The 25,960-nt window shown below is 40.7% G+C and carries 13 protein-coding genes; all 13 read right to left on the bottom strand.

Going from position 1 to position 25,960, the window contains the following annotated elements; translation table 11 throughout:
* Positions 1 to 11: 11 nt before the first annotated feature.
* Positions 12 to 956 carry a carbohydrate kinase family protein gene (locus tag AC6JAD_RS03180; RefSeq protein WP_461302594.1) on the bottom strand — a complete coding sequence of 315 codons (945 nt, stop codon included), beginning with the start codon at positions 954 to 956 and terminating at the stop codon, positions 12 to 14.
* Positions 956 to 2,818, bottom strand: a complete 1,863-nt coding sequence (locus tag AC6JAD_RS03175; protein WP_461302595.1) for a trehalase family glycosidase — start codon at positions 2,816 to 2,818, stop codon at positions 956 to 958. The genes AC6JAD_RS03180 and AC6JAD_RS03175 overlap by 1 nt, the downstream gene beginning before the upstream one ends.
* Entirely contained in the window at positions 2,808 to 4,040 is a 1,233-nt protein-coding gene (locus tag AC6JAD_RS03170; protein ID WP_461302596.1) for an MFS transporter, read from the bottom strand. Before AC6JAD_RS03170 ends, AC6JAD_RS03175 begins: the two co-directional genes overlap by 11 nt.
* Before the next feature lie 2 nt (positions 4,041 to 4,042).
* Entirely contained in the window at positions 4,043 to 5,353 is a 1,311-nt protein-coding gene (locus AC6JAD_RS03165; protein ID WP_461302597.1) for an MFS transporter, read from the bottom strand.
* A 137-nt stretch (positions 5,354 to 5,490) separates the two neighbouring features.
* Positions 5,491 to 6,663 carry a glycoside hydrolase 100 family protein gene (locus AC6JAD_RS03160; protein WP_461302598.1) on the bottom strand — a complete coding sequence of 391 codons (1,173 nt, stop codon included), beginning with the start codon at positions 6,661 to 6,663 and terminating at the stop codon, positions 5,491 to 5,493.
* A 1-nt stretch (position 6,664) separates the two neighbouring features.
* Positions 6,665 to 8,800 (bottom strand): glycoside hydrolase family 97 protein, encoded by a 2,136-nt coding sequence (locus AC6JAD_RS03155; protein WP_461302599.1) that lies wholly within the window; start codon positions 8,798 to 8,800, stop codon positions 6,665 to 6,667.
* A gap of 67 nt (positions 8,801 to 8,867) precedes the next feature.
* Positions 8,868 to 9,761, bottom strand: coding sequence for a GyrI-like domain-containing protein (locus AC6JAD_RS03150; RefSeq protein WP_461302600.1), 894 nt, complete (start codon positions 9,759 to 9,761; stop codon positions 8,868 to 8,870).
* Positions 9,762 to 9,785: 24 nt separating this feature from the next.
* Complete coding sequence (locus tag AC6JAD_RS03145) at positions 9,786 to 11,126, bottom strand: vanadium-dependent haloperoxidase (RefSeq protein ID WP_461302601.1); 1,341 nt, start codon at positions 11,124 to 11,126, stop codon at positions 9,786 to 9,788.
* A gap of 3 nt (positions 11,127 to 11,129) precedes the next feature.
* Entirely contained in the window at positions 11,130 to 14,378 is a 3,249-nt protein-coding gene (locus tag AC6JAD_RS03140; protein ID WP_461302602.1) for a VCBS repeat-containing protein, read from the bottom strand.
* Positions 14,371 to 17,733 carry a VCBS repeat-containing protein gene (locus tag AC6JAD_RS03135; protein WP_461302603.1) on the bottom strand — a complete coding sequence of 1,121 codons (3,363 nt, stop codon included), beginning with the start codon at positions 17,731 to 17,733 and terminating at the stop codon, positions 14,371 to 14,373. The genes AC6JAD_RS03140 and AC6JAD_RS03135 overlap by 8 nt, the downstream gene beginning before the upstream one ends.
* A gap of 3 nt (positions 17,734 to 17,736) precedes the next feature.
* Positions 17,737 to 21,030 carry a VCBS repeat-containing protein gene (locus tag AC6JAD_RS03130; protein WP_461302604.1) on the bottom strand — a complete coding sequence of 1,098 codons (3,294 nt, stop codon included), beginning with the start codon at positions 21,028 to 21,030 and terminating at the stop codon, positions 17,737 to 17,739.
* Positions 21,031 to 21,121: 91 nt separating this feature from the next.
* Positions 21,122 to 22,729, bottom strand: a complete 1,608-nt coding sequence (locus AC6JAD_RS03125) for a RagB/SusD family nutrient uptake outer membrane protein (protein WP_461302605.1) — start codon at positions 22,727 to 22,729, stop codon at positions 21,122 to 21,124.
* A gap of 11 nt (positions 22,730 to 22,740) precedes the next feature.
* Positions 22,741 to 25,872, bottom strand: coding sequence for a SusC/RagA family TonB-linked outer membrane protein (locus AC6JAD_RS03120; protein ID WP_461302606.1), 3,132 nt, complete (start codon positions 25,870 to 25,872; stop codon positions 22,741 to 22,743).
* Positions 25,873 to 25,960: the final 88 nt, after the last annotated feature.

Here is a 25,960-nt window from a genome sequence, read left to right as displayed (position 1 = left end):
ACAATTTGTGTTTAGTTGTTCAATATACTCGATATTATAAGGGCATAATCTGGGATCCTGCCGACATTTTGTAATTTTATGGCTGCCATTTTAAGGGCTGTTTCCATGCATACCCTATTAGATTTTCCTTTGATTCGCGCAAATAAAAATCCACTCCAAAAAGCATCACCCGCTCCTGTGGCATCCATGATTTGTTCAACTTTTAATGCAGAGAGTTCTAAAACGGGCTTGCCCATTTCGCTCAGCTTAGCCCCATTTTTTCCTAGGGTTAAACACACGAGTTTCGCACCCAATTGGTGTAAATTAGCGAATATTTCCTCGTGACTCATTCCCCTTCCGAACAAGCGATCCATGTCATCTTGGCTCACTTTTACCAAAGGCTTTAAAGCGCAATATTTTTTAATGGTGTGCAATGCTTCCTCTGTATTGGGCCATATTTTTTTAGAATAATTGATGTCAATACTCAATTGGCAACCTGCGTTATGGGCTATTTCGGCAAACTCTAAAATGGTGTCCCTTGCAGGTTGTTGGCTCAAGGCAAAGCAACTGGTGTGATAAATTTTTGTTGCTTCCAGGGTGCTACGCGTTATTTGTCCCTTTTCAATCAATCTGTCGGCACCGCGCATTGGGATAAACTCTGGCGTACCTGTGGTTCTATTTACAAAAATTACAGTAGAAGGAACTTCGTTGACTTCACGTACATCGGAAGTGTCGATTTCGACTTCATGCAAGCGTTTTAATATATAATCACCAAAGCCATCGTTCCCAACGGTGGCAACCATTTTTACCTTAAGTCCAAGACGTGCCATATTCATAGCAACGTTGGTTGGGGAACCACCAAGATACCGATGATAATCCTTGGTTTCCTTAATTGGTTTTTCCACTTGGGTGCCAATAAAGTCGATCAAGGCTTCTCCTATACTAAGGATATCTATTTCTTTCTGAGTTTCTTCCATTAATGATTGAATAGTGCTTCGGGTGAAACCAATTCATTTAGTTTTGCAATATATTGTTCATCTAAAAGGGACACCCCGTACTGAAATGAGGCGTTCATCCAACCAAATCCTTCGGTGGTAATGTATTCGAATTCAGTGCCCACGTTTCCATATTCGGCAAATACTTTGTGAGTGGCACTTACCACATCATATTTTTCAGGGATGGTTCCATTATAGTCTACTGCATTTTTGGTAATCATATAAAGCCATCTGTATATCAATTCTTGTTGTTCCTTATGAAAACCATAATTTTTGAGTCCCTTCCAGATCATCATTTGGTGTGGTGCCCATCCATTGGGGTAATCCCATTGTTTTTGGGGACGTCCTGGGCCAATCATGCCTCTACTCTCCATGTCGCAAGATGCAATTCCTCCTTTTTCAAGAAGTTTTGGCAACAATGCTTTTACTAGTTTCTCTGCCTGTTCTTGGGAGCATAGTTGTGCCCATAGGGGTGTTAATCCAGTTGCAGAATAAAATACGTGTGGTGCTTCCAATTCAAAGTTATAGTCGAAGTACATTCCTTCTTCTTCACTCCAGAGGTATTGATCTACTTTTTCTTTTCTCTCTTTGGCTTGGGCATGCCAATATTGCGAGGTGTATACGGTATTCCCAATTTTGAAGATGTCTTCAAATTCCTTTTCTATGAGTAGTGCAAAATCGGTTTCATACTTGTAGAGCATGGCATTGAGCTCAACGAGGTTTAGATGGGCACAGATACTCTCTAAGCGATAGGAAGTATCATGTCCAGACTCCCTAACGGATCTGTCATGGACGAAGTAATTGTCCAGCTCTTTATTTTGGATAGTACCCTGGGCATAAGCTTTTTCATAATCTTCAGGGGTCATTCCCGCTGCTTGTGAGTAGGCTTCTATTTCATGGCTAAAATGCCCTTCTTCCGCTTCAGGGGGCATGCCAATTCCTTCAGCCAAATACCGATTCAGTCCATTTGCTGAAAGTCTTTTTCCCTCGACCATCCAGACAGTTTCATATTCTTGAATTGCAGTTTCCAGATGATTCCTTAACCACTTTTTGTCTTTGCTTATTTCGAATATTTCCGAAATCATACTACTGTAAAATGGCGGTTGGGTTCTGGTTAGGTAGTAGGATCTATTGGCATTAAGGATTTTCCCGTAATGCTGAATCTGATACTGAAAATTATTAGCCATGCCAATGGCAAGATCTTCACGACCATCCAATAGCAAACCGACGGCTTCAAAATAACTATCCCAGCCGTACATTTCGTTGAATCTGCCACCGGGAACCACAAAGGGTTCTCCTCTAATGGCACCGTTTTTCTCTGAAAGTTTTAGCGAGAGAATGCCACTATTCTTGTTGAGCCCTTGCACATATTTGGGCGTAATTTCTAGAGGAAGTTGAATTACCTGTAGCGGTAATTGCCGTTGTAATTCGGTGTAATATTTTAATGCAAGGGTATCTTCGTGGGGCACATATACCGTAAGCATTTTGTTCTCGATGGTCTCGTTTTTTGTGTCTGCCAAAAGGGCCTCAATACCATGGGCATCCATGGTGCGGGTTAGGCCATTCCAATAGTAATCTCGAATCATACGGGAAATACGCTGAACAGGTTTTTCCTCAATTTTGGATGGGTCTATTTCCAGTTCGGTTTTTCCTTCATTCTTTGCGATGACTAATTCTTGCAATAGATTAGACAGACGATAGGTACCTTGAATCAAGTAGGAGCCTGATTCCGTGGTAATGGTAAACTCTTTTGGACCCTGATCCTCGATGGTTATTTTTTTATCACCATCGGTGTCTTCTTGAGCGAGTAGCCATTGTAAAGTTTCAGCGATATTAACTTTCATTGGACTTTCGGATTAACCTCTTAATAATAATTACCGTTACAATGAGAAGAACTAAAGGTATCACCAAGAAATAAAATGCATTTACTCCGCCAATTTTTTCGAATAGTATTCCCACAATTCGAGATCCTAGAGTTCCTCCCAGAGCCGAAAAGATGATAATTAATCCGCTCATGGGCGAATGTAAACTCTTTGGCAAATTGCTAAGTACAGTCGAATTTAGCAATGGGTAAATAGGTGCGATAAATAAACCGATTAATGGCAGGATGAATCCTAAGAAGGGAATATCCTTTATACTGATGAGGACTGAGGCCTCTCCTTCTTCTCCGATATTTAGTTGGGGTAGAACCGCCATCAAAATTCCTATAGAAATCAATGAGCAAAGGATGATGATAGTAGACCAAGAGATTTTCTTCGAGGCCCAACCGGCGATGAATCTTCCTAAGGCCAATGAAATGGCCAAAATTGATGCCATTTGTACACTTAACTTTTCAGAAAAGGCAAATATCTTTGCATTAAAGTGGGGTAACCAAGTCATGATTCCCTGTTCGATCATCACAAAAAAGAAAGCCGAACAAATAAACACAAGAACCAACGGAATCACCAATAGACCAAAAGAGTTTTTTATGTCGTCCTTTAAATTGCTTCCAGCAGTTTCTACAGAAAAATCGGCTTTGGAAACTAGAAGGAATATAAATGATAGTGCAATTAACACACAAAGTACAGGATACACACTGAGCCAAGCATTAGGATCTGTATCGCTATAAAAGGCAGGGAATAGGAAGTAAGCACTTGCAATACCTACCATAAAGAATCCCTCTATAGAGCTCATTAGAGCTGAGTGACCTTCTGGTGAATCTGTGATTACACCTATGAGGCTGTACACCGAAAGCTTTATTAAAGCAAAACTAACACCAATAGAAAGGAATAATATTTTCGCAGTGTCAAAGGAATTACCAAAGTACATTCCCAGACAACCAAAGAAGACAATTACTAGTCCTAAAAGCATTGCTTTTTTGTAACCAAATCTTGGTAAGAAAGAGGCTACTAAAAACGAAACGATGGCTATGGGTAAATCCTTAAAGGCCTCAAGAATTGAGGCACTGGACTCTGTTACACGATAAACATCTATGGATTTCTTGATTACAATCCCCACACTATTCAGTAAAATTGCAAATACGAAATAGTTGATATAGAGCGAAAGCTTTATGCCGAAGTTTTTCATGTCTATGCTGTTTCTTGAGTCTTTGGTACCTTAAGTCGAGTAGCCAGAATTCCTGCGATTATGAAGAAAACCCCAGCAAATAACATGGCATTAATTGCGTTATCCCCTAAAAGATATTTATATATAGGACCAAAACTTAAGGTCTGAATAAACATAGGTATTACAATCATCATATTTAAAATCCCCATATATACCCCCCTTCGTTCTTGCGGGACCACTTTTGAAACCATGGTATACGGAATACCCATCATGGCTGCCCAACCGATCCCGAATAATACCATAGGGACCAAAACAAGGTTTGGGTCGGATATATGCGGTATTAAGAATAGGGCCACAGCAGTACCTATCAGACTTAAGGCATAGATCTTCTTACCGCCAAATTTTACTGTCAATGGTACTAGGGCAAGAGCCACAAGCATAGTAACTGTATTATAAGTTAAGCTCATTTTGGCAGCTTGTGATGCTGCTTCGGATGTTGAATAATCCATGGTGAGTTTGAATAGCGGCGTAGTAAACTGCCAGTATATAAATAGGGCGTACCACTGAAACAAATATACCGCACCAATTTTCCACATAAACTTGGGCATATCTTTTATAGATTCAGATATTTCCTTAAATGGTTTCATCAAACGTTGACCAAATGGTAGACTATTTATCTTCTTGATTTCATCTAGCTCATCCTCAGATGGAGGTATCTCAGGAGTCTTAAAAACAGACCACAAAATAGTGGTCAAGGATAAGAATGCGCCAATATAAAAGGAATAATAAAGCCATTGTGGGATTGTGCCTGTTTGCTCAACCGATTCACCACCGAATAGATATTGAAATAAAACAATGGATCCATTTGCCAATAGAATTCCAGCTCCAACAAATAAACTTTGCATTTGGTATCCCAGACTTAGTTGCTTTTCAGGTAGTTTATCTCCAACAAATGCGCGGTAGGGTTCCATTGCCATATTATTACCAACATCCAAAATCCATAATAGACCCACAGCAAACCAAAGAACGGGGCTATGTGGGAATACAAATAGACATAGACTCCCTAATAAAGCTCCGATTAGGAAATATGGTTTACGTCTTCCCCAACGATTAGACCAAGTTTTGTCAGACATTGCCCCTATAATTGGTTGCACGATAAGCCCAGTAACTGGCCCAGCAATATTCAGGATAGGAAGCATGTCCTCTGGAGCACCTAAATAAAGAAATATTGGATTGATAGCAGTTTGTTGTAAACCAAAACTGTATTGAATTCCTAAAAACCCAACATTCATATTAAGAATCTGCCAAAACGATAAACTTGGTTTTTTAATCATACAAGAAGATTTAAAAATGGTTAGTCCCGTGTTAATTCCTATGATTGAGAATTTACACCCTAATATCTGTAATTTTTAAGAAAAAATGATTTTTTGAAATGCTAATCCACGAATTCCTTAACGAAAACGTTATCGATTTACGAAGTTGGTATTTTATCTAGCGCCAATTTCATAAAAACAATACCGGAGGCGGTATACCCCATCTTGGTTTTACCCCCTAATTCGAGGGATTTTCCATGAATGTATTCCTGAAAATCCCAATGGGAATGAGAGCGCACCGTTTCGGTAAAAGCACGAACTATCTTTTCTACCTCTTTATACATGCCGTTTTTTGCTAGTCCCATACAGAAAAGCCCCATCCATACTGGCCATACGCCCCCATTGTGAAAGGATCCGGGGTAATTTTTGAAGTCGAAGGAAAAGTTGCCTTTCAATAAGTGCCAGTCATCACTTTCTTTAGTAATTATCGGCCAAAATGCTGGTATTAAAGGCTGCCCCATTTCATTTTCTAAAGCATCGATATACTTAGAAAGCGCCTCTTTTTGAACAGGGTTCAATTCTTTCTGAAGTAAGGCAAGGGCGTTTCCAGCAGCATCGAATCGGGTATCATAAGAGCCTGGAAGAATAAATGCGATGAAGTGAGATAGCCCTTCTAGATTCAATTGCTGATAAGCACTTTTATGGTATATTAAATCTTCATTGGTATCGGTCGAGGGCCAAAAATTTTGAAAGGTCTTTTCCGTTTCTGGTTTCTCATTTTCTTCGACGAGATTCCAAATGGATTCACCCCATATTCGAAGCATATTGTCATAAAGTGTGTACCCATGAACGGGATATTCATCAGCCCAATTTCCGCTCAATGGCGTGTAAAGCCAGCCTTTGCTGTTGAATTCCACGGCCTTTAGAAAAGCTCGACATTTGATTACTTTGGGTTTCAATTGTTGCCAAGTATGTTCATCCCGGGTTTTTTGGTAGTACATACAACTTCCCAGTATAAACCACGTATTAGCATCGATGCGTCCCACCAAACTTCCGAAGGAAACATCATTTTCCTTGGGAAGTACATTGGAAGGGATCATTCCCAACCCATTTTGATGGGCTGCCAATGAAAGGAGTGAGTTTTTTAATCCGTCTATTACTTTAGCATCACCTACCATTAGGCCTGCATAACCACAGACAATGCTGTCCCTTGCCCAGATACGTTTATAATTGTCCGCTTCAATAGAGCTCGCAAGAATACCTTCTTCGGTGCAAAGTTCTTGTAGCAGCTTTAATGCGTCTTCAAAAAGTTTTGAAAATCCTTCAATCATTTTATTGTACCATAAGACTCATGGCAAAACCGCCACCAGGGGCCAATTCGACTGTAATTTTTGACGATGCATCTATATCCATGAATTCGATTTCATGGGCTTCTGGGTTGTCATTCCAATGGGCATCAGCAGCATCTTTGTAAATAGCTGCTTTGTATGTTTTTCCTTGTGGGAGAAAGCTCAAATCGATGGTTTGGGTTCTGGCTTCTTCATTGGTAATACCACCTATAAACCAATTTCCCGTATTTTTTTCTTCCCTTGCTATGGTTATATAATCCCCGATTTCACCATCCAATACTTTAGATTGTTCCCAATCTACCCCTACATCTGCAATGAACTGAAAAGCTGGATGTGTTATGTCGCCAGTGGTATAATGCTCTGGTAGATCGCAGGCCATTTGCAACGGACTATATATCACCACGTACAGTGCCAATTGATGCGCCAAGGTGGTGTTTATTTGATTTTCCTCTTTGTACTCATTGAATTTTATATTGAAAACACCAGGCGTAAAATCGATAGGACCTCCGAGCATTCGGGTAAAAGCAACTATGGGTAAATGATCGGGAGGATTGCCCCCATCTGTGGCCCAAGCATTGAATTCCTGTCCCCGTAGTCCTTCACGGGCTATGGCATTGGGATAAGTCCTTCGTTTTCCCGTAGCTTTTATAGGCTCATGGGCATTAATGGCTATTTTTTTTGCAGCTGCTTCCTTCAGTACTTTTTCGTAGTGGTTCACCATCCATTGGCCGTGATGGTATTCTCCTTTTGGAATTATTTTACCAACGTACCCAGTTTTAACGGAATTCATTCCATTTTCCTTCATAAAATCATAGGCGACGTCCATTTGCTTTTCATAGGTTCTGGGAGCAGCGGAAGTTTCATGATGCATAATCACTTCTACCCCTTTTTCTTTTGCATAGGCCATCACTTCTTCAAAATCATAATCGGGATAAGGCGTCATGAAATCGAACACACCTTCACGGTCTTCGGTATTGATCCATTGATCCCAACCTGTATTCCAACCTTCAACCAAAAGACCCTTGATGCCGTTGGCCGAAGCAAAATCGATATATTTTTTAGCGTTATCCGTAGTGGCGCCATGCCTACTGGAGTTTTTGGCCCCATCTATATAAGTATTCATGTCTTGACTTCCCTCCATGTCCCAAGTGGATTTGCCAATATGCATTTCCCACCAAATACCCACGTATTTCATGGGGGTGAAATAGCTTACGTCCCCAATTGCATTGGGTTCGTTGAGGTTTACCAATAGGTTAGATTCGATAAGATCCCCTGCCTTTTCTCCCATCTGGATGGTACGCCATGGGGTAGCAAATGGTAAGGATACTTGTGCTTTGCCTCCAAGAATTTCGGAACCAACCAACTCACTGGTCATGGTTAGATTGGCTGGATCTATCTTAAGGGTCATCCCCGAATAATTGGTAAGGTCTGCTTCGTGAAAACTCAAGTAAAGCCCATCTGTGGTTTTCATGGTTACAGGAGTGTTTACAGCGTTTTCCGGAATATAGGTGGCCAATAGGTTCGGGTGATTTGCCTTTGAAAGGGCATCTATTTCGGAGAACTTAGATTCGTTGTACAGGTGTTCATAGATGTCCCAATCCCCGGGTTGCCACCATACATCGTGATCACCTGTAAGATTGAATTCAGTATTTTCATCGGTAATCAATAACTCAGATAGTCCTTCCTGCTCAGGGAATTCGTACCGAAAACCTAAACCATCATCGTATACACGGAAGACCAGATTCATTTTTCTTGGGGTTACTGTGTTTTCTTCCAGTGCGATGTGTAATTCATTGTAATGATTAGATACCTTTCGTTGTTCGCCCCATGGCATTTCCCATTCCTCATTGGTAGTGCTGGTTTCAGATGAAACAATGGCAAATCCGTTTTTAAAACTAGGTCGATCCTTTACATCGAAGCTCATATACGAGGTATCTATAATAGTTGTGCCATTTCGCATGACCATATAGTAGGGTTGTCCAGTTTGGGAAAGACCCACTTTGGCCGTAATGGACCCATTGGGAGAGGTTACGTCTGTTTTAAGGCTTTCGGATTGGCATGAAAAGAGGAAAACCCATGTTGTTGCCAACAACAGGGTTGCTAAACGATTCGCAGTCATAATGGTATAAGTTTCTCTACTTAAAGATAATGAATTAATATGGTATCTCCCCAGGGCGAATATTTCTTTACTCTTTAATGGGAAGGAATATTTCAGCCTTCCAATTAAGTTCATCCCCACCCATATTGGGATTGTTGTAAAATATCTCAATAGGGGTTAATTCTACTTCTATTCCTTGGGCTTCAGCATATTCTTCTAAGGCATACCATGCACGATCCGATGTAATATAATTTCCATTATAAATGGCTTTCAGCGCTTTTTCGGGGAAGAACTTCTTGTACTTAATTTCTGGATGCTCGGGCAATTTTTCAGTTCTGCCAATGGGAAAACAGAAATTATAGGAAATACTATCGGTTGCTTTATCCCAATGGGTAATTTCAACAAATGGTGTTCCCCTGGGTTCTAATTCACCTGTAATCATAAAGTTGGTCAAAGAATTATAGGTGTTCATCATGCCCTTCGCCTTTTCTATTTGCAACCCTTTCATAGGAATGTAGGCACAGAAACTTGCTTTTGTCTCATCCTCTCCCTCTATAGTAATCCGAATCTTTTTAAGGTGTGAATTCAGAAGTTGATAAAACTCCTGCACTTTGGCTTTGGATTCCTTTTCGAATGGAGTATCTGAAAATGGAATGGCCAAGCGATGTTGTAAGCCATTTTCTTTATCGATAATCCCAGCACTTATTTTTACTTCGGCATTGGTTACTTTTTCTATCGTCCAAATATAGGTCCTGATCGTATCACCTTTTACAATGGTCTGTTCTAATTCCCCTAATCCTCTCTGAACAATAGGCTGCGAATTGGGCAGGGATGAATTCCATGATTTGATGGATTGGTTCACAGTACCGACCGAAGTATCTGCCTTGAAATTTACCTGATAGTCGTAACTCTTAATAAATAGATACCAAACCGCAGCTATTACGGAAATACCTAGTAAAGTGAGTAAAACCTTTTTTATCATAGTACAAATAAGGGTTATTTGGATTTATTCGTTGCGCATGTTTAAATTCTTGATAAAGTGCTGGCCAAGTGCTCTTCCTTGATCTAGGCCATTGTCAATAGCTGCCCTATAATGAATACCCCCGTACAATCTACTTACAGCGGCTTCTTCTGCAGCCAATCGGAATGATTTGAAGTTTCTTATAGGAAGACCATAGGGAACTTCTGTATTGTCATTGAAGGAAAAATTGTCCCCGAAAATACCTGTCAATACCTCAGAGGCCGCACCAGACACTACCGAATGACCGCTTACATATTCCGGAAAGGGAGGTGTTTGCAAAATAGGTTGCCAACTATCGTCCATATGCTCATTGATAAGTGTTTCGGGTCGAACCAAATTACTTCTGTATTTTTCGTCCCAACAACTAATAAATGCATCGGCAATGGCCAACGAAGTATGGGTGTAGGTATACACTGTTTGGGTAACATCGTAGTTTGCTTTTTTGGTAGCAATTTTAGCAATTCCAATCCAATGGGCACCCGGGGTTATTTTTTTGGTAGCAAACATGAGATGTCCCCTTGTAACCGACACATAAGGATTGCAATCCCAGAATTGAGCGATTTGAATTTCTTCACTCTCATCCCCGTTTTTGGTAATTTCCTGGCTTACCGCATACACTTCTTCCAATTCCTTGTAGAAGTCACTATCCTTATCCATTGAATAGGGAGGAGGAGCCACGGGTTTGAATTGTGAAGCCGAATCCAATAGAAACGGTCTAATTTTATTCCAGTGGGGTTCTATACCATCCATATAGGAAGGTGGCGTGGGTTGCCAACGTGATGGGTCATCGGTCTGAACCGTAAATTTTGGCATGGTACGGGTCTGTTTGTAGTTGTCTTTGTCCAACCATGCAGCAATATGATCGGCTACTTGCATGCCGTATTGTTTAGAAGCTTGAAACTCTGCGTCATTGGTCTTGCTCCAAACACCATACAAACTATCTTGAAATGCTTGTATTCGGTCTTCAGAAAAGATTAATCGTTTGCTAACGTCCATATGGGCAATAAGTGCAGCCAATTCATGATTTACCAGCTCATCTGAAGTCGAAGGAATTGCTTCGAGGTGATCAATTTGTCCAGCAAGGGAGCTGAACTCATTGGATTGACTGGCCAATATTTCGTATGCAGCCACATTGGGGTAAGCATAAATTCGACTAGCCACTGGTGGTGAAAAAATATCGTGAATCATCACTTGGGTTACTTTATCGACCGAATTATGAAAATCGTCCGGTGATATTGAAATGGGCTGGGGTGGTTCGCTACAGGATGCCATAAAGGCTAGGGCAAGTCCTGCTATTATTCCGTTACGCATCATCATCTTAGGCATGTTTTATGGTTTTTTGATTAGGTATACTTGTGCTTTGTCGTTATTGAATGTCACCACTAGGTAGTGTTTCCCTTGGTACTGGATGGTATGTAAGTGCCGCACCGATTTTTGAGCCAAATCCAATCCGAGGAAATGACCCAATACGGGTGAAGATTCATTTTTAATTAAGGCTCCAGAAAATGAATCCATTCGGCCATGGTAAGGTTTTACCCCAAAATAGTTTCCACCGGCAAGGACCTCTTCGTTGCCATCATTGTCAAAATCAAAAGTGCAAAATGCAAGTATAGGGGCCACTTGCAAACGTGGATCGAATGAAATGAACTCAAAGGTTCCCTCATTATTTTTTAAGTAACCGGATTGTAGTGTATGTACCTCTAGTAAATCACTCTGGGAACGTATTTCTTGGTCAAAGATATCCTCAATGGTTTGCCCGGCAAAAGACTTATAATCTGGATATTTCTTTTTCAAAAAAACCATTTGGGAGGCCAGTTCATCAAAATCTTCTAATGGATAGTAATTGCCATTTTTTTGAGTGGCTATGATGGTTTCAGTTTGGCCGTTTTTGTCGAAATCATTCAAATACATTCTCATGGGGGCTTCTTTTGAAGCTTTGAACTTGGAATTTCCTCCCCAGTTCCCTAGAAGGTAATCTTGGTCTCCATCACCATCTATATCGAATTCTGTAATGGACTGCCAAAGGCCATTTAATTTATTTGGTGCAAAATCCTTTCTAAGGAGTTTTCCGTTTGTATTTTCAAATAGTACAGGTGACATCCATTCTCCAATTATCACGAGGTCCTGCGTACCGTCATTATTCGTATCGGTCCAAATGGCATCGGTTACCATTCCCAGTTGTAATGGGGGATTATTGGGATCTATTTCGAAAGTACCACCCTTGTTTTTCAGAAAATACGACTCGGAAGTAACCCCAAAACTGTTGGTTACCGACTGGTTGCCGATAAAAACATCGATATCTCCGTCATTGTCATAATCGTTTGCTGCTACCACAGATGCATTTTGATACATTTCTGGTAAGTCTATTTTCACATAGGAGGTATCACTTTTTTTATAAAACGCATCCAATAGGGCAGAGGCTTTGTTGGAGAAATCCCCTCCGCCTGTTCCCACGAAAATATCAACCTTTCCATCTTGGTCGAAATCTGCTACCGCTGCATCTACATCTTCGGTAACCTTATTATCCTCGAAAACGGTATAGTTTTGGGAAACAAAAGAAGTGTCTGCTTGCAAGTGAATTTGCGCATTATTGAACTTAGAACCTCCAAAAAACAGATCGTCTTTTCCATCCGCATTAAAATCACCAACAACTGCGGCAGGCCCACGATCCGACACCTGATAAGGCATTAATTTTTCACGGTGAAAGTCGATATAGGCATCTTCTTGGTGTGTAAAGTCTAAATAAAGATTGTTCTCCACTTTTTCGAATATCACTTTTTCTGATGGTCCAAAAGAACTATAGTCGAAGGCCTGGGGACTTTCTGGTGTAAGATTTACTTGTTGATTTACAGCAATATCGCGAACCATTTGATAGGTGCCATTGGGCCAAATAATTTTTAGGGAATCCACTTTAGTGGAGGTGCCATACCCAAAGTGAACCATAGGTTCTGAAGAAGCCTGAAAGCCACGAACGGTATATAGTTCTTTGTACTGCTTTATCCCGTTATGATACGAAAAGATTTTTGTGCCAATGCCAAAAGGGTTTTTGTCTGAATAGTCCAGAGTAATTATTAAGTAATTGGCGCTGTCATCGGTTTTGTTCTTATAAATAATTGGGCTTCGATCTAAATTGTGCGTAATGATGTCGATATCGCCATCGCCATCGAAATCGGCCAGGGCAGAGGCACCAGAAATTAATGAATCGTTTTGCATCCATCTTTTGGATTCGTCTTTGAACATTGTATTGCCCATTCCCCTGAACACATAATTAGGGACTTTGCCACTAGGCATTAACTCTAAGGCTTCTTTATCCATGAGCCTTGTGGATTCCATTTTTTTCTGGATTTGTTCGTTTGAAACGAAATTGATGTAATCCAAGTCATTAGGGCGTTTGGCAATGCCGTTGGAAATAAAAAGATCCTGTTCACTATCCTGATCAAAATCTGCGAATAATGCACTCCAGCTCCAATCGGTAGCCGAAACCCCACTCAGGGGAGCTGTTTCGGTATAGTCGTATCCTTGCTGGTTCAGGAAAAGCATGTTGCGTGTATATTGGTAATGGTATCCGTAACGCTCGGTTCGAAGTTTCAGAATCTGAAAATTATCATCGCCTTCAGACGATTTAAGAACCTTTTCATCTTCAGGGAGCATATCCAAAGAAATAAGATCGGGCCAACCATCGTGATTAATATCGGCTACATCATTTCCCATAGAAAATCGTGAAGTGTGTCCGAAGTATTCCTTCATTTGTTCGGAGAAAGTACCATCTTGATTGTTCAGGTAGTAATAATCGTCTTCGTGAAAATCGTTGCCAACATAGAGATCGGGCCAGCCATCTTGATTAAAATCGGATACGGCCAATCCCAAACCATAGCTATTTACGCCACCATAAATACCAGCTTCTTCACTAACGTCGGTAAAGGTGTTGCCGTCATTTCTAAGTAGTTTGTCCCCTGTTTCATAGTTCCTTTTGTAGCGTAAGTCGGACTTCCCAAAAGATTCTTGGGTATGTACGGCATGATTCAGCAAATAAATATCCAAATCCCCGTCCAAATCATAGTCTAGAAAAGCAGCGTTAGAACTGTAGGAGTCATGGTCCAATCCATATTGTTCGGACTGCTCGGTAAATGTAGCATCGCCATTGTTTATAAACAGTTCATTGTGACCATCGAATCCAAGGATTCCCACTACTGCACAAACGTAAATATCTAAAAGGCCATCTCCATTTACATCGCCCATTACGGCACCGGTATTCCAAGTGCTATTACCCCCAACACCTGCTTGTTCGGTGATATCTTCAAATTGAAAATTCCCTTTATTCAAATAGAGTTTATTCTGAACCTGATTTCCTGAAATGAAGATGTCTGGCAGGGTATCGCCATTTATATCTCCAACAGCTATACCACCTCCATTATAAAAATAGAGGTAATCTATAATGTTGAGGTCATCTGTTTCGGTAATCTTATTTTCGAAAGTAAGCCCAGTATCTTCTGCCTCCAGTGTCTCAAAAAGGCTCGCCTTTTCTTTACACCCAAAGAATGATAATAATCCTAAGAGAAGAATACAATTTTTACTCATTTCGGGTAAAGATTTTGGGTGCACCGTCGTTAATTGCAGTAATAAAGAAGCTTTCCCCGTCTTTATCTTTAAACTCGGCCAAATATTTCATTTCCCCTTTTACGAAGAACCCACTTTCGTTGTAATCCTTCCATTCAAAATTGAAATCTCCCTTATTCAACAGTACATTTCCATAACTGGCATCGAGCTGGGAGTACTGGGGTTTGAATTCAAAATTATTACCGCCCATGATAAGATCGGTAAGACCATCGTTGTTTACATCGGAGCAAGCAATACCGCATACACAGGACAACTGTACGCGAGCAGGTAACTTCTTGATACTAAAGTTTCCGTTGCCATCATTAATGGCTACCACAGATTCTGGAGTACGTACCTCCCGAACGATGGACCGGTCTATTATTTCCTTGGGGAATAGCTCATCGATAGCTCTTTTGGAGTATTCTCTGGCTTTCAGGTTTTGTTTCTTTAACGAAACCATTTGGGCAGTCAGTTCTTTCTTCTGATGAATGGGGTAATCTTTGCCGTTTTTCTGAAGTGTGGTAATTTGTTCTATTGTTCCGTTATTATCAAAATCATTGATAAACATCTTCATGGGATTCTCATCTGAAGGCAAGTAGTGTATATTATTGCCTTCATTACCGAGCACGAGGTCCAAATCCCCATCTTTATCCAAATCGGATGCTGCTACTGTTTTCCACCAACCAGTTAAACTGTCTAGCGACGAGGTTTTATGGCTGAGTCGTTTACCTGAGTTCTTTAATATTTTAATTCCACCCCAATCCGTGGTAGTTATCAGGTCTTTTTTGCCATCACCATCCACATCAACCCATTCTGCATCTGTTACCATTCCCAAGTCTTTGGTATCGTAGGCCAAACGCTGTGTGGCATCATCGAATGTGCCATCTCCCTTGTTTTCCAGAAATAGGTGTTTTGGGGTAACACCATAAATTCCAACGACACTACGTGAGCCAATAAATAGATCTACATCACCGTCTCCATCGAAATCATGGGGCGCAATAGAGGATATATTCTGAAATGCCGAGGGCATTGCCTGCTCCGATTTCTTAAAATTCCCATTCCCATCATTTAGATAAAGTCTGGGGACATATTTGTTTTCGAAACCTACTTGGTTACCACCCGACCCCACAATTAGGTCTAAATCCCCATCGGTGTCCGAATCGAAAAAGGCGGCCACTACATCTTCACAGGAAATATCAGCTGTAAAAACCCTTTGGGGTTTGGGGCTGAGTTTCCCTTTACCAGAATGTAGATAGATTTGAGCCGATTGCCCTTGTGCGCCTCCAATGAAAATATCATCATTTCCATCCCCATTAACATCTCCTATAGCCATTGCTGGACCTTCTTCCGAAAGTTTGTGAGCGATTAAGCCTTCGTAATCGAAATCGTTGTATGCGTTTTCCTCATGCGCAACTAGCGAATGACTCACCTCTTTTAGCATGGGCGAGTAATTGGGTCTTTCGGGGGTGTAAACCACTGATGCATTGCTTTGTTTTAAATCATGTGATTGGTTTACTTCAAGATTTGTAAAGAGTTCTGTACGGTCATTAGGCCATATAACCCGAAGTGAATCTATTTTGGAAACCGAACCAAGCCCAATGGTCATATCATATTCCATAGAGGATTGAAATCCTCGGGATGGTACTAACTCTTGGGTAATTATTTGGTTGGAATGGTATAAAGCTACTTTGGTGCCAATAGCGAATGGGTTTTGCTCACCACCTTCAAATTTCAATTTTATATAGTTGTTTTGTGAAATTTCGTTGGTGTTATTTCTGTATAGAAAAGCTTCCATGTTCACATTATTCACTACTAAATCCAGATCCCCATCATTATCTAGGTCGCCATATGCTGCACCATTTGACATACTGGGTGTTCCCAATCCCCATTCGGCAGAAAGATCCGTAAAGGTGATATCTTTATTGTTGTGGAACGCATAGTTGGGTAAAGGTTTTACAGGCATTTTGTCGATAATGGAATCGATGGCTTGTTTCTTTCCGGTCAATGCCATGTTCTGAATAATTTCATTGGCAAAGAAATCGACAAAGTCCAAATCTGTTAAGTCGTGATTAATACCGTTGGTCACATAGATATCCCGGTACCCATCATTATCCATATCGAACATTAGACCAGCCCAGCTCCAATCCGTTGCCTCTACACCACTGTGGTACGCCACTTCGGAGAAGGATCCGTTTCCATTGTTAATTTGAAGGGTATTCTGGATGTATTGCTGGTAAAAGTCTTTGCTTTGTTTCAGTTTGAACACATTGTAACCATCAAATTCCATGACGGACTTAACACGCTCTTCTTCTTCTGGTAGCATGTCTGTAATGAAAATATCCTGAAGCCCGTCGTTATTTATGTCCGAAATATCCACTCCCATCGCAGAAAGGCATAGTCTGGAGGTCCAGTTTTTGATATCTTCGGTAAACGTTCCATCTTGATTGTTGATGTATAGATAATCCCTTTCGTAGAAATCATTGGATACATAAATATCTGGATAAAGGTCATGGTTTATATCGGTAACCATCACTCCAAGCCCAAATCCGATAAGGCTTCCGTATATTCCAGCTTCTTCGCTTACGTCTGTAAATACACCACCGTCATTTCGCATGAGCAGATCTCCCACACCCCTAAAAATATCGGGGACATTTTCCCAATCTTGAGCCCTTTTCTCACGTTGTTCGGCATATCCCAAACTACTAACCGGAATATTGCTATTATTCAATATATAGGCATCGAGGTCTCCATCTTTGTCATAATCGAAAAAGGAAGCGTGCGTAGAGAAACCGGTTTTTGCCAAATTGTATTCGTTGGCACTTTCTGTAAAAGTAAGATCGCCGTTGTTTATATATAAATCGTTGTCATGATTGTTGCCTTCCATATTTCCGGCATTACTCACATAAATGTCTAAATGACCATCTGCATTAACATCTGCCATGACCACACCTGTCGACCAAGGCTTATTGCCTACCACTCCGGCGCTTTCAGAAATGTCCTCAAACTTCCAGTCCCCTTTGTTTAGGTACAGTTTATTGGGACCCATGTTGGCAGTGAAATAAAGATCGGATAGTCCGTCATTATTAATATCGCCTATAGCCACACCACCCCCATTATAAAAGTTACGGTATTTGAAAATATTGAAGTTCTTTTGGTTCTCGACGAAATTGAGAAAGGAAACTCCCGTTTCGGAACCTGGAAGTAAGGTAAACACAGACTTTTCATCGTTACTGGAAATGTCCTTTTGCTCTGTGTTCGTCTCGCCGCACGAAGCCATTAATAGAATGGCTAGGGCGATGATATAATATCTTTTGCTGGGGATGTGATACTCGCGCATATATTATTGTTCTTTTTTTAAAAATAGGGGCGTATTATTGTTTCTTCCCACTACATAAAACTGTTCATTTCCAATGGTAATGGTTTCAATGCTTCTACAAGCACCATTAATGGAGAAACCTCGATTTTCTTCGGGCGTAAAAAAGCCACTTTTGTCATTTATTAAGAGCACACCATGAGAGGCGTCCAATCGACCAATTTGGGTGCTTACTTCGAAATTATTTCCAACCAAAAGTACGTCTAGATAGCCATCATTATTCATATCATCTACCATTACATCGTTCACTGTAGAAACTTGGGCTTCCATAGGAAGTGAATGCGAAATATAAGTATTATCGCCTTGGTTTTCAAAATATGTGGAGCCTAATTGAAACACTTTTTTAACACCCGATTCGGGGGTGGTTTTTAAGGGAAGCAAGTCATGTACATTGGCTGATGCGAAATCTTTATAGGAAAGGTATTCTTTGTTGATAATGGGAAGCTGTTTTGCCAATTCATCCTTGGTTGCCAAAGTGGTTTCTTTTCCTTGATAGTAATAGGTTAGAATGGGATCGATTTTTCCGTTTTTGTCAAAATCATCTAAATAGAGCGTTATGGGTTCCGATAAAGATGCATGTAGCCTTGTGTTAAAACCCCAATTTCCGGCAATCATATCAAGATCACCATCCTTGTCAAAGTCGGCAACATTAATGGTATTCCACCAACCATGAGTACTGTCTAATCCTTCCATTTGGGTTAGCGTAAGTGTATTGCCATCGTTAAGAAAAACGGTTATGGGCATCCAATAACCTACAACCACGGCATCCCAGTAACCATTTCCGTCTAGGTCCACCCAATGCACCTCTTTTACATTACCAATGCTTGAAAATTCTGAAGAAAGCTCATTTGTTTTATCGATAAAGTTACCGTTGCCGTCATTTTTAAAAATATACTGCCGCGGCGTTACGCCAAACTGATGAGACGCTACATTAGATGTAATACAAACGTCCATATCTCCATCATTCTCTATATCTACGATTGAAATGCTGGATGCATGAAGTTCGATTTGAGCAAATTGAGAGGTATCCCTTACCAATTCACCTTCCTTCTGAAGGTATAAACGTGGTTGCAATGCCATGCCACTTTTAAATTCGTTGCCTCCACTAACCACCAATAAATCGTTCTGGGAATCATTATTGGCATCGAAGATGACACCATGAACATCTTCACTAACTGAGGTGTTTTCTGCGTCGAATAATGGGCCTTTTTCGAAACTGCCTTCTTGATTTTGATACCAAACCTCAGTGACTTGTAATTTAGCGCCAAGGGCTACAAGGTCGTCGAGTCCGTCATTGTTCAAATCTCCAGTAAGTATACTACCGCTATCATTGGTGCTGGCAAAAGGAATAAGGGGATCTCTACTGAATTCTATAGAAACATTGTCTTTATGCTGAAAAGGAATTGGGCTTTCACTATTAGAAATAGCACCTGAAACACCATTGGAAAAAATGTCGTAATAATTGCCCGATGCATTTTCTTCATTCAGAGTGAGAATTGTGTTGGCAGTAAGGTTTTTTAGGAATTGATAACTACCATTAGGCCAAATGACCTGCAAGGAATCTACAGAAGGCTGATTGCCCAGTCCGACAAAAACTTCTGGTGCGATGGCAGATAAGTAACCACGTGTGGTGTAATTTTCGAAATATTGGATATGGTCTTCTGTAAAAATCTTGACTTTAGCTCCAATTCCTAAACTGTTTTCTTTCGTTCCCTTAAAGCGTAAAGTGAGGAAATTTGTGGATCCATCATTTCGTTGTGTGTTATTTTCAATGATATAGGCTTGTTCATTTACATTATTGACCACTAAATCTAAATCGCCGTCATTGTCCAAGTCTCCATAGGCACTACCATTGCTAAACGAGGGCATTTCTTTAAACCACTCTGCCGTTGTATTTTCAAATTTCGATCCCGTATTGTTGAAGAAATAATTGGCTGTTTTTTTCTGTGGAAGTATTTCGATGAATTTGAGTTCTTCTTGGGTCATGCCAGCTCCTAAGCGCTGCTGAATCTTGTCGTTCGCAATAAAGTTCACGAAATCCATGTCGTTGGTGGCGCCCAAAATACCATTGGTAATGTATAGGTCTTTGCGGCCATCGTTATTTAAATCTGCTAGTAAGGGAGCCCAAGACCATTCCGTGGCTGCGATATCATAAAGAAATGCGCTCTCCGAAAAATGATGATCCCCAAAGTTGAGATGTAATGTATTTTGCATGAATTGGGGTTCATAGCCGTATCGTAATTGATTCTGATAAATAGGGTAATTATATTCTGTTCCAGCCGATTTTAGGGTTTCTAAGTCCTCGGGAAGCATATCCACAGAAATAATATCGGGCAGGCCATTATTGTCTATATCTGCAATATCATTTCCCATAGAGAAATGGGTGGTATGCCCAAGTAAGGATTGGGCAGAATTCATTTCTTTGAAGGTTCCATCCTTCTGATTGATATAGCAATAGTCATTTTCGAAAAAATCATTACCAACATAAATGTCAGGATAACCATCTTGATTTAGATCGCTTACGGACAGGCCAAGACCAAAACTTATTTTGTTTTGAAAAATCATCGCTTCCTTTGAAACATCAATAAAGACCCCGTTTTGATTCTGTAATAATTTATCTCCTATAATTGAGTCGGTTTTGAAACGAAGGGAACCTCTTCCGAAGTTATTGTTCGGATTCAGTGTATGGTTCATTACGTAGGCGTCCAGGTCACCATCTAAATCATAATCGAAAAATGTGGTTTGTGTACCTAGGCTGGATAGGTTTAATGCGTAATCTGATGCCTGTTCCCTAAATTGGGGAACACCGTCTTTACTGCCTTGGTTAATGTATAGTAGATTTTCGCCGCTTAGATCTAAATGCCCGCTAACTTTTGTAATATAAATATCTAAAAGACCATCTGCATTAATGTCTACTGTGGTAACGCCAGTGGTCCAACCAGAGGAATTATCAATATGTGCTTCTTGAGTAATGTCCTGAAACTTTAGATTCCCTTTGTTAAGGTAAAGTTTATCGGCCTCTTGATTAGAAGTGAAATAAATATCCAGCAATCCATCGTTATTGAAATCGCCAAGGGCTACACCACCGCCATTGTAGAAATATAAATAATTGAGGATGTTTAACTCGGGAGTATTGGTTAGGGTGTTGCCGAAATGGATGCCTGTATCCTTTTTGAGTACAAAACGTTTTTCGTCTGTTTTTTCAGAACAGGATACGTGCAGTAATAGTAGGAGTAATATGGGGATAAAACTTTTATTCACCTAAATAATTCCTTTTGTTGAAAGGTAAAATAAATATAAAAGAGGATTAAAAAATTAATCCTCTTTTATTAATAATTTGAATATGGATCGTTTAGTATCCTGGATTCTGAACCAAGTTAGGGTTAAGAATCAACTGACTTGCTGGAATTGGGAATAGATTTCTATTTGAATCTCCCACAGCAGATGGATCTTTAAACTCCCAGTCTCTTGTATACTGTCCGAAACGGATCATATCATTACGTCTCCAGAACTCAGCATAAAGCTCACGTCCTCTTTCGTCTAATAGATCAGATTCAGAAACAGAACCTAATGGCGCAGCACCACGAAGTACACGTAGCTCATTTACCATTCCGGTTGCGTCTCCGCCACTTCGCATCATAGCTTCCGCTTTCATTAGGTGAGCATCAGAATATCTGAAAAAGATCTCGTGCTCAGTAAATCCACCATAACGAGGGTTGTACTTCATCATACGGATACCAGTACGCTCATTATTGTTAATTAAGCTTGGCTGTCCGTTGTTATCCAAAAACTCTCTAGAGAACACCAATGGTGCACCAGCTCTATCAGTTAATGGAGTACCGTTAATCTCGTACTGCTGTCCTACCAAGAAACCGAATCCAATGTTAGATCCTTTTACAAAACCAGGGAAGTCATCAGACTCTTCGGTTCCTGCTTCGCCAGTGAAAGTTTCACCAGCCGTAGGAACATAACCGCGACGTTCTTCTTGTCCGTTACCTAATTCATTGTTGTTAGGATCACCTTCGAAAAGGTCATAGTATTCTGCAAGTGTAGAGAAACCATTCCAACCACCTCCAGTAATTTCTGGAGCTTGGTTGTAGTGAAGACCATTCCAGATACGGTTACCAACAGCTGTTGGAACATACCAGATAGTTTCATTGTCCAAATCATTTCTGAAAATATCGAAATAACCACTTTCTAGGCCATATCCTTCAGCAGCAATTTGATCTACCAAGGAAATTACTTCAGACATATCCGCATTATTTGGAGAACCTCCAATATACACGTGTTTGTTAAGAAGTACTTTTGCTCTAAGGTATCTAGCAGCAGATTTTGTTGCACGATCGTTTCCAGATGCAGGTCCTTCAGCAGGAAGATTGGAAATGGCAGTAGCCAAATCGGCAAGTATAAAGTCTACAGCAGCTTGTCCAGAAACAACAGATGGTGCTTCCAATGAAGGCGCCGTGGTATCACGGAAAGGAACTTGTCCGAAGTTATCTAAAATAACGAACATTCCTAACGCTCTTAAGAAGGCAGCATGCCCCTGTTCTTCGGGCGTTGCGTTACTTCTAGAATCCAATAACTGAGATCCTGCTAATTGTGTATCGTTCCATTGGTTCCATACATTCAGGATAAACTGATGACTTGGCGTCCAGTTGTGCTGGTGCAATTGTCTCCAAATACCATTATCCCCCCAGTCGGTACCACGGGTTGGGATCAAGGCAGCATCGGTAGTAACCTCACTCAAAGCGAAAAGGTTAGCTTGATCTCCGATACGTCCAAGAAGGTTGTTGTAAGCACCAGATAAAAACGATTCTGTGTCTTCTACTCCGGTAAATCCTTCAGTGATTTCCGAGTCGGTCTCTTCAATTTCCAAATCAGTACAGGCGAAAAAGGTACCAAAAGCTAGCATCGCAAGTACAAATTTGAACTCTCTTTTAAACATTGTTTGTTTTCTCATAGTAATTTTTATTAAAAAGTTGCATTAACTCCAAAACTAAATGTGCGTGGTCGCGGGAAAGATGCATAATCGATCCCTGCAGATGGAATACCATCTCCAAAATCTCCCGTGTTCACAGTAACTTCAGGGTCAAGACCACTGTAGTCTGTAATTAGGAAAAGGTTCTGTCCCGACACGCTTAATCTGAATGACTTGAATAAGGAGCTGTCTTTTAAAGGGAAGTTGTAACCAATAGAAGCAGACTGTAATCTAATGAAGTCTCCTTTTTCCAGATATCTGGTAGAAACCTCAGCAGAAGTACCAGGTGCTTCACCACTAGTAACAACATCAGTGATTACGTTACGAGAAGTCGTAATAGATCCAGATGTAAAGAATGCATTGGCGGTTGCGTTATACACATAGAATCCGAACTGTCCAGCGAAGCTGGCGTTGAAATCTAAATTCTTATATCTCATATCCAATGATAGACCTGTATTGATATCAGGTAAAGCGTCTTTACCAACAAATTTCTTATCTAATGCTGGATCCCCAACACCGTCACCATCTACATCGGCATAGGTTGGAAGGCCATCGGCATCCAATCCAGTAAATTCAGCCATATAGAAAGAGAACAATGGTTGGTCTGCAGCCAATCTTTGAGCGAATGCGTTGGTTAAACCTGCACCTCGAACGATTCCGATATCAGCAATACGATTGGTGTCTTCAACAATATTATCGTTATAAGAAATATTGAAAGATGCCCCGATAGTGAAGTCTTCGGTATCCACAAAGTCATAGCTAAGTCCTAATTCTACCCCTTGGTTCACTACCGTACCATCTTCTAGGTTTTGGAATACGAAGAATGGCGGTACAGCTGGTGCAGCCTGTTGAGAGAAGAACAATAGATCACTTGTTTCTTTACGATATACATCAAGACTACCACTAAAACGGTCGTCTCCGAATCCGAAGTCAAGACCTACGTTTAAGTCTAATGTTTGCTCCCACTTTAAGTCTGGGTTGTCATTGGAAACGAATATAGTTCCTGGTCTGTTGATAGATCCATCATTATCGATGATTGGAGCAGCAAAACGTTGTCTTAGTACATAGTTTGCATACCCTAGACCATCTTGGTTACCTACGATACCAGCACCAACTCTCAATTTGAAAGTGGAAACGCTCTCACCCAAGAAACCTTCTTCTGCCATTTTCCAGGCGAAGGAACCAGAAGGGAAGTAACCGTACTGATTATCCGGACCGAATCTAGAAGATCCATCCGCTCTCATTGTAGCAGTAAATAAATACTTGTCCGAAATACTTACTACGGCACGTCCAAAGAATGATTGTAGCTCATCGGCGTTGTCGAAAGAGTCTACCCAGAAAGAGTTAACTCCTCTGAAAGTTCCGAAAGGAAGCTCTGCAGTATCATCAATTTCTGGAAGTAGTGTATTAATGAAAGAACCATTTTGATCAAATCCAGCTTGTTGCGCTCCACCTAAAGCAGATACAACTTCATCGAATGTGTTTTTCAAAGATCCTTCCTGCTCACTTAAAAGGTCGTTTCCGAATCCCCATCCTTGAGAGTTGAATCCTTCCCTGGCAAATTCTTGGTAAGAGTAACCTGCTATAAAGTCTAAACTAACATTTCCAAAATCCTTTTTGTAGTTAGCGGTGATCTCCATAAGTTGGTTTTCACTGTCAAGAGTATTAAATGCACCCTGTCCATTATCCTGTACTCGGTTAATACCGTTAACACCTCCGTTGAATATGGCCAAAGTTTCTCCTTCAGACTTGTCATAACCGATACTTACTTTAGCACTTAACTCAGGAATAAACTGATAATCCGCAGATAAGTTTACTAAATATCTGTTCGTGTTAGTGAAACTTCTGTAGTTTTCTAAAAGGTTAGCTGGGTTCAAGGCTCCACCTCCTGGATCGAAACCAGGTCTGTTAGGCCAAGTTGGATTCGCTAAGTAAGCAGCTCCAATTAAATCCCCATTAAATCCAGCAGTCGCACTTAATGGCGGTGCTTGATCGTTTACACGGGAAACAGATCCCTGTAATCCAAGCGTTAATTTATCTTTTAAGAAACGATGCTGTGCATTAATACGTCCAGTGATACGTTCTTGATCAGAGTTTTCAACAACCCCGAATTGTTTACCGTATCCGAAAGTACCACGAATATTACCCTGAGCATAACTCTGGGAATAGCTCACATTAGTATTTACTGAAGCAGCCGTACGCAAAATAACGTCTTGCCAGTCTGTATTGCTTCTAAAGTTCAATGCGTTAGCATCTCCACCAAATTGTGTGATGGCATCCAAATAAGCAGGACCATCTAATAGGTCATAGTTTTCACGTGCCTTAGAGATACTTAGGTTTGTAGAAACTTCAAAAAGTCCTCCACGGTTACCTCTACCACTTTTAGTTTTAATGATAACCACCCCGTTTGCACCACGAGAACCATAAATGGCAGTCGCAGAAGCATCTTTTAGGATGTTGATACTTTCGATATCATTAGGGTTCAAGAAGTTCAATGGGTTTCTTGCTGCTCCTCCTCCAAAGGCAATGTCTCCAGGAGCCGCCGCTGTACCGTCTCCGGCAAGTGGCACACCATCAACTACGAATAACGGATTGTTATTCGAACGAATGGAGTTGGATCCACGAATACGGAAGGCAACACCAGCACCAGGTTCACCCGAGGTCTGTGTAATTTGCACCCCAGCAGTTTTACCTTGAATCAACTGTTCTGGTGAAGAAATCACACCTTGGTTAAAATCATCTGAAGTTACCGCGCTTACCGCACCTGTTGCATCCTTTACGGTAGTCGTACCGTAACCGATTACCACAACTTCTCCTAAAGACTCAATGTCTTCTTGAAGGGTAACATTTATCGTGCTTTGACCGCCCACACTTATTTCTTGTGTAGTATAACCTAGGTAACTAAATACCAGTACAGCGTCATTGGCTACATCGTTAAGTGTATAATTACCGTCAAAGTCAGATTGTGCTCCATTAGAAGTTCCTTTTACGATGATATTTACCCCAGGGACCGGTCCCGTTGCATCGGAAACCGTTCCGCTCACGGTAAGCTGTGCGTAAGCCGAACTACCCATCAACAATAGGACGGGGAGCAACAAAAGTTTAGTTAGTAATTTGTTTTTCATATAGTTTTCGGTTTAAAGTTAAATTTCAATAATTGCTAATTGTTTGTAGTTAATAATTCAGTTGTTATTGTGTCAATGTTTTGGTCTT

It is taken from the genome of Aureisphaera sp., from assembly GCF_059726885.1.
Note: the sequence above shows the minus strand (reverse complement) of the source record. Positions and strands in the feature narration are given on the sequence as shown.